Origin of the sequence: Sinorhizobium terangae, assembly GCF_029714365.1 — a bacterium.
Taxonomy (GTDB): domain Bacteria; phylum Pseudomonadota; class Alphaproteobacteria; order Rhizobiales; family Rhizobiaceae; genus Sinorhizobium; species Sinorhizobium terangae.
In genome coordinates this window covers 1565984-1582084 of record NZ_CP121659.1, presented here as the reverse complement: position 1 = coordinate 1582084, position 16101 = coordinate 1565984, and the positions used below count along the sequence as shown (strand labels likewise).

At 60.6% G+C, this 16101-nt stretch carries 19 protein-coding genes; 6 read left to right on the top strand and 13 right to left on the bottom strand.

What is annotated here, in order from left to right; all coding sequences use genetic code 11:
* Window positions 1–53 precede the first annotated feature (53 nt).
* A complete protein-coding gene (ttcA, locus tag QA637_RS07515; protein ID WP_283064578.1) occupies window positions 54–944 on the top strand; it encodes a tRNA 2-thiocytidine(32) synthetase TtcA in 891 nt (296 codons plus the stop codon).
* Window positions 941–1765 carry an inositol monophosphatase family protein gene (locus tag QA637_RS07510; RefSeq protein WP_283064576.1) on the top strand — a complete coding sequence of 275 codons (825 nt, stop codon included), beginning with the start codon at window positions 941–943 and terminating at the stop codon, window positions 1763–1765. Before ttcA ends, QA637_RS07510 begins: the two co-directional genes overlap by 4 nt.
* 112 nt (window positions 1766–1877) lie before the next feature.
* Here the strand turns inward: QA637_RS07510 and QA637_RS07505 are convergent, their stop codons facing one another.
* Window positions 1878–2837 carry a LysR family transcriptional regulator gene (locus QA637_RS07505; RefSeq protein WP_283064574.1) on the bottom strand — a complete coding sequence of 320 codons (960 nt, stop codon included), beginning with the start codon at window positions 2835–2837 and terminating at the stop codon, window positions 1878–1880.
* An 87-nt stretch (window positions 2838–2924) separates the two neighbouring features.
* Here QA637_RS07505 and QA637_RS07500 point away from each other — a divergent pair, with 87 nt between their 5' ends.
* Window positions 2925–3374: a cupin domain-containing protein gene (locus tag QA637_RS07500; protein WP_283064572.1), complete on the top strand. Its 450-nt coding sequence runs from the start codon at window positions 2925–2927 to the stop codon at window positions 3372–3374.
* A gap of 56 nt (window positions 3375–3430) precedes the next feature.
* Here the strand turns inward: QA637_RS07500 and QA637_RS07495 are convergent, their stop codons facing one another.
* The 8 genes from QA637_RS07495 to QA637_RS07460 all read right to left on the bottom strand — a co-directional run bounded on the left by QA637_RS07495 (window position 3431) and on the right by QA637_RS07460 (window position 12300).
* Entirely contained in the window at window positions 3431–4738 is a 1308-nt protein-coding gene (locus QA637_RS07495) for a multidrug effflux MFS transporter (RefSeq protein ID WP_283064570.1), read from the bottom strand.
* Between the two features lie 76 nt (window positions 4739–4814).
* On the bottom strand, window positions 4815–6053 hold the full coding sequence (locus QA637_RS07490) for a multidrug effflux MFS transporter (protein WP_283064568.1): 1239 nt from the start codon (window positions 6051–6053) through the stop codon (window positions 4815–4817).
* Window positions 6054–6490: 437 nt separating this feature from the next.
* Entirely contained in the window at window positions 6491–6826 is a 336-nt protein-coding gene (gene grxD, locus QA637_RS07485) for a Grx4 family monothiol glutaredoxin (protein WP_153440927.1), read from the bottom strand.
* A 134-nt stretch (window positions 6827–6960) separates the two neighbouring features.
* The gene (locus QA637_RS07480) at window positions 6961–7206 is read right to left on the bottom strand and encodes a hypothetical protein (protein ID WP_153440928.1); all 246 of its coding nucleotides are present in this window, start codon (window positions 7204–7206) and stop codon (window positions 6961–6963) included.
* 6 nt (window positions 7207–7212) lie between these two features.
* Window positions 7213–7446 carry a BolA family protein gene (locus QA637_RS07475; RefSeq protein ID WP_057248940.1) on the bottom strand — a complete coding sequence of 78 codons (234 nt, stop codon included), beginning with the start codon at window positions 7444–7446 and terminating at the stop codon, window positions 7213–7215.
* Between the two features lie 185 nt (window positions 7447–7631).
* Window positions 7632–9863 carry a phosphoribosylformylglycinamidine synthase subunit PurL gene (gene purL / locus QA637_RS07470; protein WP_283064557.1) on the bottom strand — a complete coding sequence of 744 codons (2232 nt, stop codon included), beginning with the start codon at window positions 9861–9863 and terminating at the stop codon, window positions 7632–7634.
* A gap of 339 nt (window positions 9864–10202) precedes the next feature.
* Window positions 10203–10796 (bottom strand): acyloxyacyl hydrolase, encoded by a 594-nt coding sequence (locus QA637_RS07465; RefSeq protein ID WP_283064556.1) that lies wholly within the window; start codon window positions 10794–10796, stop codon window positions 10203–10205.
* An 85-nt stretch (window positions 10797–10881) separates the two neighbouring features.
* Window positions 10882–12300, bottom strand: a complete 1419-nt coding sequence (locus QA637_RS07460) for an aminotransferase-like domain-containing protein (RefSeq protein WP_283064554.1) — start codon at window positions 12298–12300, stop codon at window positions 10882–10884.
* Window positions 12301–12392: 92 nt separating this feature from the next.
* On the opposite strand from QA637_RS07460, the gene QA637_RS07455 reads away from it, so the two are divergent.
* Both QA637_RS07455 and QA637_RS07450 read left to right on the top strand, forming a co-directional pair.
* The gene (locus tag QA637_RS07455; RefSeq protein ID WP_283064551.1) at window positions 12393–12641 is read left to right on the top strand and encodes a DUF1127 domain-containing protein; all 249 of its coding nucleotides are present in this window, start codon (window positions 12393–12395) and stop codon (window positions 12639–12641) included.
* A 194-nt stretch (window positions 12642–12835) separates the two neighbouring features.
* On the top strand, window positions 12836–13147 hold the full coding sequence (locus QA637_RS07450) for a DUF1330 domain-containing protein (protein ID WP_283064550.1): 312 nt from the start codon (window positions 12836–12838) through the stop codon (window positions 13145–13147).
* Between the two features lie 14 nt (window positions 13148–13161).
* Here the strand turns inward: QA637_RS07450 and QA637_RS07445 are convergent, their stop codons facing one another.
* The 4 genes from QA637_RS07445 to purC all read right to left on the bottom strand — a co-directional run bounded on the left by QA637_RS07445 (window position 13162) and on the right by purC (window position 15472).
* Window positions 13162–13569, bottom strand: a complete 408-nt coding sequence (locus QA637_RS07445) for a hypothetical protein (protein ID WP_153440933.1) — start codon at window positions 13567–13569, stop codon at window positions 13162–13164.
* A gap of 55 nt (window positions 13570–13624) precedes the next feature.
* Window positions 13625–14296 carry a phosphoribosylformylglycinamidine synthase subunit PurQ gene (purQ, locus tag QA637_RS07440; protein ID WP_153440934.1) on the bottom strand — a complete coding sequence of 224 codons (672 nt, stop codon included), beginning with the start codon at window positions 14294–14296 and terminating at the stop codon, window positions 13625–13627.
* A 151-nt stretch (window positions 14297–14447) separates the two neighbouring features.
* Entirely contained in the window at window positions 14448–14690 is a 243-nt protein-coding gene (purS, locus tag QA637_RS07435) for a phosphoribosylformylglycinamidine synthase subunit PurS (RefSeq protein WP_173513265.1), read from the bottom strand.
* A gap of 17 nt (window positions 14691–14707) precedes the next feature.
* Window positions 14708–15472, bottom strand: a complete 765-nt coding sequence (gene purC / locus QA637_RS07430) for a phosphoribosylaminoimidazolesuccinocarboxamide synthase (RefSeq protein WP_153440935.1) — start codon at window positions 15470–15472, stop codon at window positions 14708–14710.
* 232 nt (window positions 15473–15704) lie between these two features.
* Between purC and QA637_RS07425 the strand changes: the two genes are divergently transcribed.
* Complete coding sequence (locus QA637_RS07425) at window positions 15705–16019, top strand: DUF1476 domain-containing protein (protein ID WP_153440936.1); 315 nt, start codon at window positions 15705–15707, stop codon at window positions 16017–16019.
* Window positions 16020–16101 lie beyond the last annotated feature (82 nt).

Here is a 16101-nt window from a genome sequence, read left to right as displayed (position 1 = left end):
GTTAATGCACCTGGGGCAGCTGTTGCTGCCCCGCCTAATCCGAGACTGTCGCCATGGAACTCGCACGATCGTCAGAGCACGATGGGATGAACAGCATCGTCGGTGAGGAAGGCGCCGGCTTCGACGCCGGCGCCCATCCGCTGTTTGCCCGGATGCCGTCGTCCGTTTCCTTCAACAAGCTTCGCAAGCGACTTCTGCGGCAGACGCGTCAGGCGCTCGACGATTTTGGCATGCTGAAGGGCGCGAAGCGCTGGCTGGTCGGTCTTTCCGGCGGCAAGGACAGCTACAGCCTGCTCGCACTGCTGATGGACCTGCAATGGCGCGGGCTCCTGCCGGTCGAACTTATCGCCTGCAACCTCGATCAGGGCCAGCCGAACTTCCCGAAGCACATTTTGCCGGAATATCTGACTTCGATCGGCATCAAGCACCGCATCGAGTACCGCGACACCTATTCTGTCGTAAAGGAAAAGGTGCCGACCGGCGCGACCTACTGCTCGCTCTGTTCGCGGCTGAGGCGCGGCAATCTCTATCGCATCGCACGGGAGGAGGGGTGTGATGCCTTGGTCCTCGGTCATCATCGCGAAGATATTCTCGAAACCTTCTTCATGAACCTCTTCCATGGCGGGCGTCTCGCATCGATGCCGGCCAAACTTCTCAACGACGAGGGCGATCTCATGGTGTTGCGACCACTCGCCTATGCGGCGGAAGACGACCTCGCGAAGTTCGCCGCGGCGATGGAATTTCCGATCATCCCCTGCGATCTCTGCGGTTCGCAGGACGGTCTCGAACGCAATGCGATGAAGGCGATGCTTGCCGACATCGAGCGGCGCATGCCCGGTCGCAAGGACACGATGCTGCGCGCGCTTGGCCATGTGAACCCGTCGCACCTGCTCGATCCAAAGCTTTTCGATTTCCAATCCCTTTCCCCGGAGCCCAAAGAATGAGCCAATCCGTCGACATCGCCGCGCTTGCCAACCTTTTGCAGGAGGCGGCGGTCAAGGAAATCCTGCCGCGATTCCGCAATCTCGGCTCGGGCGACGTGCGCATGAAGTCGGAAGCCATCGATCTCGTCACCGAGGGGGATGAAGCGGCGGAAAGGTTGATCAAGGCCGGGATCGGCGCTATCGCGCCCGGCGCCGTCTTCATCGGCGAGGAATCCGTCGCCGCCGATCCGGCACTCCTCGACAAGCTGGCTGGTGCCGATCTCGCGATCGTCGTCGACCCAATCGACGGAACGTTCAATTTCGCCGCCGGCCTGCCGCTCTTCGGCGTGATGGCAAGCGTGGTCGCCAAGGGCGAGACCGTCGCCGGCATCATCTACGATCCGCTCGGCAACGACTGGGTCATTGCGGAGAAGGGGGCAGGCGCCTGGCTGTGCCGACCCGATGGATCGCAGGAGAAGTTGGCGGTGACTGCGGGCGTGCCGCTCGAGGCCATGGTCGGCGGTGCTTCGACGGCCTTCTACAAGGAAGACGACCGACGGATCGTCATGGGCAATTTGGCCAAGGTCAGGATCGCCACCAGTTACCGTTGCGCCGCCCATGAATACCGCGCTTTTGCCGGCGGCCATCTGCACTTCCTCATGTACCAGAAGCTGATGCCGTGGGATCACCTCGCCGGCACGTTGATCGCCGAAGAGGCGGGCGCCTATGCGGCCCGCTTCGATGGCTCGCGCTATCTGCCCGCCCATACCAACGGAGGGCTGCTTCTGGCGACCGACAAGGAGAGCTGGGACGCGTTGCGCCGAGAGGTTTTCACCGTCTGACAAAACATCTAATGCATGTCGCCCAAAAGTGTGCAGCCATTTTGGGACAACGACATGCATGAAAATAAGGACCTAAAACGCGCCGCATGAGTCCGATTGAATGCGACGCGCTTTAGGCGATGGCAGTCCGCTCGCCTTCGTTGAGGGGGTGCATCAATCCGACGATCCTCTCCCTCATCCATCTGTGGAGCGGACTGGACGTCGAACGGCGGTGCCAGACTGCGATGATCAAGGGTGGATCAATCGGTATCGGCGGATGGTAGATCTCCAGGCCGATCTGCGGAGCGACCCGCTCGGCAAGCTGACGCGGCACCAAAGCGATCAAGTCGCTTTCCGCCACTGCGCGGCAAACGCCCGAGAACACCGGCAAGGTCATCATGACCTTTCGGCGGCGGCCCACCCTAGCCAGGGCGGCGTCGCCCATGGCCGAGAAATTTCCTTCGGGCGAGAAAAGGACGTGTCCAATCTCGCAGAACAGCTCCATCGGAACGATTTCGCCTGGTCTTAACCCCGCCGCTGTCAGTTGGGGATGGCTGCTTCGCGTGATCACGACGAAGGTCGAATAAAAGAGCGGCTGGCTGCTAGCCCAGTCTGGAAAGGGCTGGTTCGGGATCAAGGCCAAATCGGCATGATACTTCTCGAGACTGTCGATATAGCTGTTCGGAACGAGATCGACGAGTTGAGCCCTGATATTGGGCGCCTGCTTACGCAGCAGATCCGCGAGCGCCGGCATCAGCATCTCGGCGAAGAAATCGCTTGCCGTGATCCGAAAGGTCCCCTCCGCCGTTGTGGGATCGAACGTGCTCGGTGGCGCAAAAAGGACTGCAAGCCGGTCCAGTTCCTCCCTAAGCGGCAATTCGATGGACCTTGCATAGTCGGTCGGAACCAGGCGGTTGCCATGGCGGACGAAGAGTTCGTCTTTCAGTGCGTGCCGCAGCCTGGCCAGCGCACCCGACACTGCCGATTGGGACATGTTCAGCCGCTTGCCCGCCTGGACAGTCGAACCCTCGCGCAGAATGGCGTCGAGAACGCGCATCAGGTTGAGTTCGAACGTTGCGAAATTGATTTTCACGATAGTTTGTATCTGTACAATCGGTTGGACCGATAGTGCTCCACCGCATAAGCTCAAGTCAATCGGAACGCTTTGACGGAGCTAAGCATGCACAACGAGATCTTTTACGCCGATGCCTTCGATTGGAATGGCGTCAAATATAAAACAATTCTGCCCACCAAGGCGACCGACGGCAAAATGTCGATCGTCGACAGCCTCTCTCCAATCGGAAGCGGACCTCCGCGACACATCCACGAGGCCGAAGACGAGATCTTCGTGATCCTCACGGGCCGATGCAAATTCTGGCTGGAAGGCGAATTGTTCACACGAGGACCGGGAGAGACGGTGTTTATCCCCCGTGGATCGGAGCACACCTTCCAGGTCGTCGGGGATATGCCCTGCCGCCATCTCGTGGTCCTGACGCCCGGCGGCTTCGAGGAGTTCTTCGAGGAGATGGCGGCGGGCCAGTTCTCCGTTCCCGACGATATGCCGGTGATCGTGGAGGTCGCAGGCCGGCACAATCTACGGTTCACCGGGCCGCCACTGGATGTGAACTGAGAGCGTCGCAATGTACAAACCGGCCGCGCCCCTCGGTGCGCGGCCGCCGACACGCACTAGATGTGGCCGCCGTGATCGTGTGCCATATCCTTGTCGCCGGGATGCGTGAAGAGCTTGCCGTTCTCTGCCCAGAGCGTGGCGAGAATGGTGAGCAGCCCGAACAGCGCGAAGCCACCGAACAGGGGCTGCAGAGTGCCATTGAAGAGCTGGCCGACGGCGGCGCCGAGCAGTGTCCCGCCCGTCGTCGATACGAAACCGGTAATCGCGGTTGCCGTCCCCGCAAGGTGTCCCATTGGCTCAAGGCTGATGGCGGTGAAGTTCGTGGCAATGACGGCGAAGAACATCAGCAGTATCGAGAAAAGCAGGTAGCTGATGACGAAGGCTGGCGTGCCAACGAGCGAGAGCACAAAACCGATCGACGCCAGCGACGTGAAGAGGATCATCGCCGCATGTGAGATGCGGCGCATACCGAAGCTGCGGACAAAGAAGCCATTGGCGAAGTTGGCGACTGCAATGCCGCCCGCCGTCCCTGCAAAGGCGATCGGCAGCCACTCGCCAAGACCGTAGACCTCTCCGAAGACCTGCTGAACGCTGACGATGTAAGCACAGATTACGGCGGAGAAGAGCGTAAGCCCGATCATGTAGCCGCAGGTTATGCGGTTCGTCAGTACCGTGCGGAATCCAGAGAGGACGGCGCCGACCGAAAGCGGCAGACGCTCCTCCGACGGGAGGGACTCCTTCATCCGGGTAAGCGCCCAGGTGAACAAGACGGCACCGATGCCGCCAATCAGGATGAAGATCCAGTGCCAGCTTGCAGAGATAATCACGAACTGGCCGAGAGAAGGGGCGACAATCGGAATGATCATGAAGACGATCATCACGTAAGACATGACTCGGGCCATCTCGCGGCCGCCGAAACAATCGCGCACGATTGCCATGGTCGTGATGCGGATGGCAGCGGCACCGATCCCCTGCACGAAGCGCATCACAAGCAGCGCTTCGAAGCTCGTGGCCTGCGAGGCGGTGAATGAGGTTAGCGTGAAGAAGGCGAGGCCGCCGAGCAGCACGATACGCCGGCCGAAGGCGTCGGAAAGGCTGCCGAAGAAAATCTGCGAGAGGCCGAATCCGAGCAGGAAGATGCCGATGACGAGCTGCGCGTCGTTCGCATTTGCGACGTCGAACGACTGACCGATGCTCTGAAGCGCGGGCAGCATGCTGTCGATGGCAAGCGCGACGCTCGCGGTCATGAGCGCGATTGTCACGATGAACTCGGCGATGCCCATGCGGATGCGTGCCGCGCCGGAAGCCCCGTCGCCATGTTCGGCTTGTTGAGGAATGGAAGATCGTTCTGAGACGGAAGACATTGTCGAATATCCGAAAAAGGCAGTTTTGGGAGGAGGAGCGGCACGAAGCGGTGCGCGCCTCCGTGCCGTGTCGGGGTTAAACGGTCGGGTTGTGCGGTCTGAAAAGCCGACCACCCTCAGCGATCAGCACGAAGGCGACAGCGAAAATGGCGACAATGAAAAATCCTGCGGCGAGGGGCGTCACCGTGCCGTCGAAGGCTTGGCCGATAAAGGCACCGATGACGCCGCCGCCGATCGTCTGCGTGAAGCCCAGCACGGAGGATGCCGTTCCGGCCACGTGGCCAAGAGGCTCCATCGCCATGGCGTTGAAGTTCGCCGCGATCAGACCGAACTGGAACATCGTCGCGGCGTGCAGGATGATGAAGAGCGGCAACGGCAGCGGCCCCATCAGCGACAGCGACACCCACACGCAGCTTGCCAGAGTGAAACCGAGAAGAGCTGCGTGCGACAGCGCCCGCATGCCAAATCGCCGGACGAGACGTGAATTGGTAAAGGACGCGACCGCCATCATGCCGGCGAAGGCTGCGAAAACCGCTGGGAACCAGACGCCGAGCCCGTATATGCCCACCAGGACCTGTTGGGCCGAATTTACGAAGCCGAACAGGCCGCCGAGGAGGGCGGATGTCGCCAGCGTGTAAAAAAGCGCCAAGCGGTTCGTCAGCACGATGCGGAAGCCGTCCAGTATCACTGAAACTGTGAAGGCGCGCCGATTGGCCGGTGCCAACGTCTCCTGAAGCCGAAGGGCTACCGGCACGGCGATGGTCACTGCAAACAGGGCGATCACGACGAAGATCATGTGCCATTCCGAAAAGAGCATGATCAACTGGCCTATGCTCGGCGCAACGACCGGAACGATCATGAACACCATCATGACCAGCGACATGATCTCCGCCATCTGGCGGCCGCCATACACGTCACGCACGACGGAAACAGTGATAACGCGAGTTGCGGCCGCACCCACACCCTGCACAAACCGAAAGAACAGGAGCGCCGCGAAGGTCGGTACGAACACGATCGCAAGCGCGCAGAGGCCGTACAAGGCCAGCCCGCCCAACAGCGGCCCCTTTCGCCCGAAGCGGTCGGAAAGCGGGCCGAAGAACAGTTGCGCGAAGCCCATGCCTATGAGGTAGGCGGTAATGACAAACTGCCGGTCGTTTTCGTCGGCAACACCGAGGCTCGCGCCAATCTCCTGCAGGCCCGGCAACATGATGTCGATCGAGACCGCGTTGATCGACATCAGCATTGCCATCAGCGTGATGAACTGGAACTTCGTCAGTCCCGAGAGGGTGGCGGTCTGATCAATGGGCCTCGTCATGTCATTTGTCCTGCTGATGGCCGGGGTATGGCAATCGGGTCTTGAAACAATTGCTCTCCGAGCGGGAGAGGGCTGCAACGCGTTGAATTTCCGCATCTGGTGCAGGCCGCGTCTGGCCCGAACGATGCGGTCGGTGGTTCCGAACGAACTGGCGAGCAGCGAATGCCGGTCGTCACGTCGGGTGTGGAGGTAGGACGCGCTCGCTCGTCAGGACGAGAAGCCAGCGGAGGTCCGGGCGAAGCGGTAGCCGCTTTTTTATGCCCTGAATGAAAGGTGCCCCTCGCGGGCAGCTTTGTCATGCTATCGAGAAGGCTCCCGCGACCGGAAATTGCCAGTCGCTCGAGAAGCACATTAGAAATTAGACAGTCGAAATATAGCTTCAGAATCAAAAAAGGCGGTCGCCCGCCTTTCCCGATATTGGAAAGGAGCCTTCCGGGTCAGGCGGCACCCTTCACGGAAATACCCTGTCCCTGAAGATGCGACTGCAATTCGCCGGCCTGGAACATCTCGCGGACGATGTCACAGCCGCCGACAAATTCGCCCTTCACGTAAAGCTGCGGAATGGTCGGCCAATTGGAATAGTCTTTGATGCCCTGGCGAAGATCCGCATCGGCAAGCACATTGATGCCCTTGTAGTCGACGCCGATATAATCGAGGATCTGGACAACCTGGCCGGAGAAGCCACACTGCGGAAACTGCGGCGTGCCCTTCATGAAGAGAACGACGTCGTTCGTCTTGACTTCGTTATCGATGAAATCGTGAATTCCGCTCATTTTGTCTTCCTTCCTGCGCCGGCTTCAAGGACCGGATGTCGATTGGGGCTTAGATAGCATGCGTGCGCGTGATTTTCACCACCCAATCGCAACAAATATTGATGGTCCTCAAAATGTGGCTTTGATACCACTGGTTACGAGGAGCGGCGGCGCAGCTTGCTCCTCGCGGCCGCCGTGCGGCGACGGCTTACCTGTTTCTTCGCCGGTTTGCGCACCGCGGCTTCGATGATCTCCGCGAGCAGACCGCCGCCCGAACCGGCTTTCCTGGTCCGGCGCTTCGTCCGCTTCGTCGCGGAACGCCTCGCGCCGGTCTTCTTCAGGATCTCCTTCAGCGCGCTGTCAACGACACCGCTGACGAGCTCCTTGATCAGGTCCGCCATTCCGGCTTACTCCGGGGCACTGGTCTGGAGAGCGAGTGCGTGAAGCACGCCACCCATATTGCCCTTCAATGCGTTGTAGACCATCTGGTGCTGTTGCACGCGGGTCTTGCCGCGAAACGCCTCGGCCACGACTTCGGCGGCATAGTGGTCGCCGTCACCGGCCAAATCGCGGATCGTGACCTTTGCACCGGGAATTCCGGCCTTGATCATGTCTTCGATATCGCCTGGTGTCATGGGCATGATACGCCAACTCCCTTTTATTCTGCGCCGGCAGTGTCGCCGACGCCTTTCATGGCTTCAGGGAACCATGATTCACGTGCGGAAAGCAAATGCTGAATCGGCCGCTTTCGGTGTCTCGGCTTTAGATCATTGTCTTCATGCATGCCGTTGTCGCAAAACCGCTGCGCACTTTTGCGCGACATGGATTAATTGTCCGGCGCGAGGTCGCCGCCCATATAGTCCGGGAACCAGGATTCGTGTGCCGAGCGCAGGTCCTTGATTGCAACTGCTCGCGCATCACCGAGCTTGACGGCGTCGCCGCCGGTCTTGCCGATGACCGGGAGGGAAACGCCCGCGGCCTTCGCCTGTTCCAGCACCGCATCGAGATTGCCGGCAGCAATGGTCACGACGTAGCGTCCCTGATCTTCGCCGTAGAAAACCGGGATGGGATCATGCCCTGCCTGAGCATCGATCGTCGCCCCAATGGCGGACGCCATCGCCATTTCCGCCACTGCGAGGGCGAGGCCGCCGGATGAGCAATCATGCACTGCCGTCGCAAGGCCCGCTTCGATCAGGCCGCGAACGAAATCGCCGACCTTGCGCTCATGCGCGAGGTCGACATGCGGTGCGGGACCGTCGGTGCGGCCGTGGATGTCGCGCATGTAGACCGACTGGGCGATATGGCTGCCCCAGCTTTCCGGTGCGCCAGCAAGCAGGATTGTCTCGCCCGCTGCGGCAAAGCCGATACGTGCCATCTTCGACCAGTCCTTGATGAGACCGACGCCGCCGATCGTCGGGGTCGGTAGGATCGCCTGGCCGTTGGTCTCGTTATAGAGCGACACGTTGCCCGAAACGATCGGGAAGTCGAGGGCGCGGCAGGCTTCGCCGATGCCTTTGATCGCGTGAACGAACTGGCTCATGATTTCCGGACGCTCCGGATTGCCGAAATTCAGGTTGTCCGTCGCGGCGAGTGGCAGCGCGCCGGTTGCCGTAATATTGCGCCAGCACTCGGCTACCGCCTGCTTACCGCCCTCGAAGGGATCCGCTTCGACGTAGCGCGGCGTGACATCGGAGGAGAAGGCCAGCGCCTTCGTTTCATGACCTTCGACACGGACAACCCCGGCGTCGCCGCCCGGCAGCTGCAGCGAATTGCCCTGGATCAGCGTGTCATATTGCTCGTACACCCAGCGGCGCGACGAATTGTTAGCGGAACCGACAAGCTTGAGGAGCGCTTCGGCAACGTCCGCCTGCGGGATGTCATTGGTGGCGAGCGGCGAGGGGGTCTTTGCCGGCGTCCACGGGCGGTCGTATTCCGGCGCCTGGTCGCCGAGCTCCTTGATGGGAAGGTTTGCAACTTCCTCACCCTGGTGCAGGATGCGGAAGCGCAGGTCGTCGGTGGTCTTGCCGACAATCGCAAAATCGAGACCCCATTTGACGAAGATCGCCTTGGCTTCTTCTTCCTTTTCCGGGCGCAGCACCATCAGCATGCGCTCCTGGCTCTCCGAAAGCATCATCTCGTAGGCCGTCATGCGCTCTTCGCGCACAGGCACCTTGTCGAGATCGAGCTCGATACCAAGATCGCCCTTGGCGCCCATCTCAACCGCAGAACAGGTAAGGCCAGCCGCGCCCATGTCCTGGATCGCGATCACGGCGCCTGTCTGCATCAGCTCAAGGCAGGCCTCGAGCAGGCATTTTTCGGTGAAGGGATCGCCGACCTGCACGGTCGGGCGCTTCTCCTCGATCGACTCGTCGAATTCGGCCGAAGCCATCGTCGCACCGCCGACGCCGTCGCGGCCCGTCTTGGCACCGAGATAGACGACCGGCAGCCCGACACCTTCCGCCTTGGAATAGAAGATCGCATCGCTCTTCGCGAGGCCGGCGGCGAATGCGTTGACAAGAATATTGCCATTGTAACGCGCGTCGAACTCAACCTCGCCGCCCACGGTCGGAACGCCGAAGGAGTTGCCGTAGCCGCCGACACCGGCCACGACGCCCGACACCAGGTGGCGGGTCTTGGGGTGGTCCGGCGAGCCGAAGCGCAGCGCGTTCATCGCGGCGATCGGACGCGCGCCCATGGTGAAGACGTCGCGCAGGATACCCCCGACGCCGGTCGCGGCCCCCTGGTAGGGTTCGATATAGGACGGATGGTTGTGGCTCTCCATCTTGAAGACGACGCAGTCGCCGTCATCGATATCGACAACTCCGGCGTTTTCGCCGGGCCCCTGAATGACGCGCGGCCCCTTCGTCGGCAGTGTCCGCAGCCACTTCTTCGAGGATTTGTAGGAGCAGTGCTCATTCCACATCGCCGAGAAAATACCGAGTTCGGTAAATGTCGGCTCGCGCCCGATCAGGCTCAGGATGCGCTCGTACTCATCGGGCTTGAGCCCGTGCGACGCGATAAGGTCCGTGGTGATGGGGCGGGTGTTGGAAATCGTCATCGTCGACCGTCAATCCTTCGGGCGGCGCGCAACCCTTTCAAAGGGACACGGCGCGTGCGAACCGCAACAAACTCTAAAGTGCTACAGCTACTTTGCGCGTCTACTGAGACCGCGGCGCTGCAGGGGCGCTTTGCGGCTTCTTTAGCCTATGCTGCGGCGCGGCGCGACAGAAAAATAAGGACGATCAACAGGGCGCGGAAGCGTGCATGCCTGCTGCAGGTTTGCTTAAATCGTAACCGGTTCAAGGACAAAACATGGAGCAATTCAAAGTGCTACAGCGTCCTTTGGGCGTCTGCAAAGGCGTACGGCGCTGTAGGCGGACACGGGAGATTCCTGCCATCAAAACTTGTAGCCCAGCATCAAGCCGGCGCGCGTCAGGCCGTCATTGGGGCCGTTGCAAAGATTGGCGTTCGAGGCATGCTCGACGGTGGCCGAGAGATTCCAATGGTCGTCGAAGCGGTAGCCGGCCGCCGCGTATTCGCGAAAGAGCAGGCGGCAGCCAAGCTTCGGCCCGCTGGTGCCGTCATCGTTCAGGTCCCCGTCGTGAACGGTGGCACCGGCGCCAAGTTCGAGGAATAGCCGATCGGTAAGTTCGGCATCCCAGCTGAAGCCGCCATAAATCTCGTTCACGCCGCTGGAGGACGTGGCGATCGACGCGCCGGCGTGGATGCGCGGCCGCAGGATCTTTTCCGCAATACCCGTGGCGGTGTCGGCCCCGAGGGGATCGAAGAAGATCGTGAAGGAGGGGAAGACGCCGCTTTCGTGATTGTCTCCGTCCCCGATCGACGTGGTAGCGCCGAAGCGCATTTCATCGAAAATGCCTTCTGCCGCCTTCGCTTGGGATGCGCCGGCTGCCAGTCCGGTCGTAAAGAGCAGGGCGACAGCGAAATGGGATAACTTGCCCTGACCGGCGGACGAGCGTGGATGCGTCATTCAAGAATCCTTCAACCGAATCAACGTTACGCAGCACAGCAATAGATTGCCGTGGCTTGCGCGAAAGTCATCTCAAAAGATGATTTCAGTCGAAGCTGTCGTAGCCGGTGCGGCCGCTGTCTAGCAGCCGGCGCAGGATTTGAAACCCTCTTTGCACGTCGGAGCGCTCGGGCGGCGAAGAAAAGCCGATGCGGATGCGATGGAAGGCGCGCTCCGCGCGCCCCGCCTTGAATTCATCCTCGTCGTCGACGAGCACACCTTCCTGCAGCGCCGCTTGTTTGAAGGTTCCCGAAAGCCAGGGATCCGGCAGTTTCAGCCAGAGGAAGGGCACCTTCGGGTGGGAATTGAACTCGAGCCCGGAAAAGATTTCGCGCGCCATCGTTTCACGGGCGGTGATTTCCTCGACGGCGCGGTTGCGCAGGGCGGATGCGGCGCCTGAAAGTACCAAGCGCGCGCAAAGCTCGGCGAGAATGAAGGGAAGACCGCCGCTCACCATCTTGTGCGCGATGCGGATCCGCTGGCTGAAATTCGGAGGGCAGGCGACCCAGCCGCCGCGGACGCCGGCGGCGACGGATTTAGACAGGCCGCCAACAAGGAAGGTCCGTTCCGGCGCCAACTCCGTGAGCAACGGCACTAGATCGCCCGTCATCGAACCATAGACTTCATCCTCGACCAGCCAGACGCCGTATTTTCGCGCGATCTCGGCGACGGCCCGGCGCCTGTCCAGCGGCATGACGGCGACCGTCGGGTTCTGGGCGCTCGGCATGAGGAAAGCGAGTTTCGGATGCTGCTGGGCGCAAACGCGTTCGAAATCGTCCGGAACGAAGCCGAATTCGTCGCTTTCCACCAATGCGGTCCGGCGGCCGATCAGACCTGCGCTGCGGCTGACCTGCGAGTAGGTCAATGTTTCGAACGCGATCCGATCACCGGGGGAGGTGACAGCGGAGATTACGGCAATGACAGCGGCATGGGCGCCAAGCGTCGGCACGATGGTTTCGCGAGCCGGCCGAAAGTTGCCGCGCGCGAGCCATTGGCAGCCCGCTTCGAACCAGTCATCCGGAAAATTGCGGGCATAGCTCGCAATATCCGCATGGTGTTCGCGACTGATGTCACCCAACAATTTGGCCAGAATGTCACCCTGGCCGACGTCGGGCGCCGCCGTGCTGTCGAAGCGCAACTTGCCCGCCGGCGCGTTGATTGGCCGCGTTCCAGCCAAAGAGGTCGTCAAAGGATCGGCCTGTTCGGGCGGGCGGCTCTCCGGGTGATCGAGGACATAGGTGCCACGGCCGACCTCGCCGCTCACGAGCCCTCGTTCGCGGACAATATTGTAGGCCCGGCCGATCGTCCCGATCGTCACGCCTATGTCAAAGGCAAGATTGCGCTGCGGTGGCAGCTTCGTGCCCACGGGCAACGTCCCGCTGCCAATCGCCTGCTCGATCTGATCGGCGATACGCGCGTAGAGGGGGCCTTGGCCCTGCTGAATATCGGGCAGCCAACTTGTCATAGTGACAATTGTCTATATTGCATCGCCAGCCATGTCAATTATCTCTGAGTCAATGGGTCAAATAGATACAATGGCGATTAACGATGGATACAATGAATACAATCGTTGCAACGCAATCTCTGCGGATGGGGGCGCCTTGCAAGGCGCAATTCGCCTGCGAACAGGGCCCGGTCCGCAATGTATTCTCACGGCTCTGGCACCACTATTGCGCACTGGCCGCGAAGAGACGCAGTCGCCTGGCGCTTGACGAATTGGACAAGCACCTGCTCGACGATATTGGCCTGACGGAGGAGGAGGCACGGCGAGAAGCGTCCGTTCCTTTCTGGCGCTCGCGGCTTTGAGTGTCCATGCGCGGTTCTCGCTCTCCGGCCGGTATATGTCGCTACAGCGCCGCGCGTCTTATCAGACGCGCAAAGGTCGCTGTGCCATTTTGAATTGCTGCATGTTTTTGTCCTTCAATCGGCTCCGATCAAAGGCAACATGCAGTAAGGCCGCCACGATGGTATCGTTCCACCTGCGGAATGGGAGAAGAGCCATGGCAAAAGGATACTGGGTGGCCTCCGTCGATGTTACCGATCCGGAGGGGTACAAGGCTTACATCGCCGAGAATGCGAATGCTTTTCGAAAGTACGGTGCACGCTTTCTCACTCGCGGCGGTCCATGCGAGATGCCCGAGGGAAAGTTACGCTCACGGGTGGTCGTGATCGAATTCCCCACCTACAGCGCCGCGCTGGAGTGCTACCGATCGCCCGAATATGCGAAAGCCATGGCGCTCAGGGAGGGCAAGTCGGTGATGGATTTGGCAATCGTCGAGGGTTACGACAGCCCGCAGCCGTCAGCTTCGTGAGGCGGGTCCCGAGATCAACTACAGCCCTTATCGCCGGCCGCCCAACGACGGACATCCGTCGTCATGCGCGCGCCGACCGGCTCGCTGAGCAGCGGACCGAAGGCCTGCAGGCGGGCGGGGTGCCCTTCGGCCTGGATGACGGCAAGCGGACGTGCCTCGGGTGACTTGCGTGGCACGATCAGGATGCGCGGACGGCCCGAAAAAGAGTTGAGTTCCGGCGCGAGACGATAGGCCTTGAAGGCCGGGTCGCCCGACTTGAACCAGCAGCCATTGGCGCCGAGCGCGACACGCTCCATCGTCGGCAATGCGGCGGAACTCGCCGCGGGCGTGGCTGGACGATTCGACTGGCAACCGGCGACAAGCGTGAAACTCGCGACGGCGCTGGCAAGCACGGCGAGGCGTGCGGAGGGGAATGAAGGCATCGGCGGTCTCGATCGTCGGTGGGTGGCGGGAGGCCGTCTTCTATCAGCGCGATGGTTAAGCAGCGATTACGTCGAGGGCGGAGGCAAAAATTCCGCGTCCGTCCGAACCGCCATGTGCCGCTTCAATCAGGTTTTCCGGATGCGGCATCATCCCAAGCACGTTACCTTTCGCATTCATGACGCCGGCGATGTCGTTGATCGAACCGTTCGGGTTGGTGCCTTCGGCGTAGCGGAACACGACCCGACCGCTGCCCTCGATCGCCTTCAGCGTCTCCGCATCGGCGAAATAGTTGCCATCATGGTGGGCAACGGGGCTCCGGATGATCTGACCCTTCGAATAGGCGCGCGTGAAATCCGTGTCGGCGTTGACGATTTCCAGTTTCACCTCGCGGCAGACGAACTTCAGCGAAGCATTGCGCATCAGGGCGCCGGGCAGGAGGCCTGCTTCAAGCAGGATCTGGAATCCGTTGCAGACGCCGAGAACCTTGACGCCCCGATCGGCCTTGGCCTTGATCGCCTGCATCACCGGCATCCGCGCGGCGATCGCACCGCAGCGCAGGTAGTCGCCATAGGAAAAGCCGCCCGGTATGACGATCAGGTCGACATCCGGAATTTCGGTCTCGGTCTGCCAAACGGTCACAGGCTTGCGGCCGGAGATCTTGGTGAGCGCCGCGATCATGTCGCGATCGCGGTTGAGACCGGGGAGTTGGACGACGGCAGACTTCATGGGACGTTCATACCTTGCCTTGGCCTCGGCGCCTGAGCAGTTCGAGGCAGTTTCAATGCGCAGTGTAGCGCTGGTCAGTCAATCGGCTGGGCCGCTAAGCTGATTTAGGCAGGCGAGCAACGGATGACCAGCGGAAAGCATTCCCCCGCCGTCAGGCGAGGGAGATGGTGTAGTTTTCGATGACAGTGTTGGCCAGCAGCTTCTCGCACATGGCCTTGAGATCGGATTCGGCCTTGGCCTTGTCTGCCGTTTCGATCTGCAGATCGAAGACCTTGCCCTGACGAACCTGGCCAATGCCGTCAAACCCGAGCGCCCCGAGCGCACCCTCGATTGCCTTGCCCTGAGGGTCGAGAACGCCGTTCTTGAGCGTCACGGTTACACGTGCTTTGATCACTTTGCTTATCCCTGAAATTACTTGACCAACACCGGGCCAGAGCCGCGCGGCGGCTCGTTCTCGTTGATGATGCCGAGGCGGCGTGCCACCTCCTGATAGGCCTCGACGAGACCGCCCATGTCGCGGCGGAACCGGTCCTTGTCCATCTTTTCCTTGGTTTCGATGTCCCAGAGGCGGCAGCTATCCGGAGAAATCTCGTCAGCAAGGACAATGCGCATCATGTCGCCTTCAAACAGGCGTCCGCATTCGATCTTGAAATCGACGAGCTGGATGCCGACGCCGAGGAAAAGACCGGAAAGGAAATCGTTGATGCGGATGGCAAGCGCCATGATGTCGTCGAGTTCCTGCGGGCTTGCCCAGCCGAAGGCAGTAATGTGCTCTTCGGACACCATCGGATCGTCGAGCGCGTCGGCCTTGTAGTAGAACTCGATGATCGAGCGCGGCAGGACGGTGCCTTCCTCGATGCCGAGGCGCTTTGCGAGCGAACCTGCGGCGACGTTGCGCACGACGATCTCGAGCGGAATGATTTCCACTTCCTTGATCAACTGCTCGCGCATGTTCAGGCGGCGGATGAAATGCGTCGGAATGCCGATCTTGTTGAGATGGGTGAAGATGTACTCGGAGATCCGGTTGTTCAGCACGCCCTTACCGTCGATGACATCATGCTTCTTCTTGTTGAAAGCGGTCGCGTCATCCTTGAAAAACTGGATCAGCGTGCCCGGTTCCGGACCCTCGTAAAGGATCTTGGCCTTGCCCTCGTAGATACGGCGGCGACGATTCATGGATTTTATCTCTGTGGTTGGTGGCGCTCTTGGGTCGCGCAATTGGAATTTTCTCAGCGGGTCCATATCTGAAAAGAACGGATTTCACAATCGGCGTATCTTCCCATCCCCCGATTTAGATTAGGGTATCATGAAAGTCAGCAAAGACGAAAACTTCGCATTGCACTTTCGGCGGTGTTTTGGTTTATGGCGATAACAGTTTCCGGCAAGGAATTCTGAGGGAGATTAGTTTATGACCACGATGCAGGATCGCGAGAAGGGCTTCGAGGCAAAGTTTGCGCTGGACGCAGAACTGAAGTTCAAGGCGGAAGCACGCCGAAACAAGCTGCTCGGTCTTTGGGCCGCAGGTCTCTTGAACAAGGCCGATCCGGAAGCCTACGCACGGGAAATCGTCACCGCTGATCTCGAGGCACGCGGCCATGAGGACGTGCTGCGTAAGATCAAGGCCGATTTCGATGCTGCCGGCATCGCACAGACGGAAGACGAAATCCGCTTGCGGATGCTGGAATTGATGGCGCAAGCGATAGAGCAGCTTCAGAACAACTGATCTCGCGGCCAGCGAAGAAACATGGCGCCGCCAGGCAACAAAATCGGGCGGCCCTTTTTGTATCGGGCGAAGCTTCGCCCGG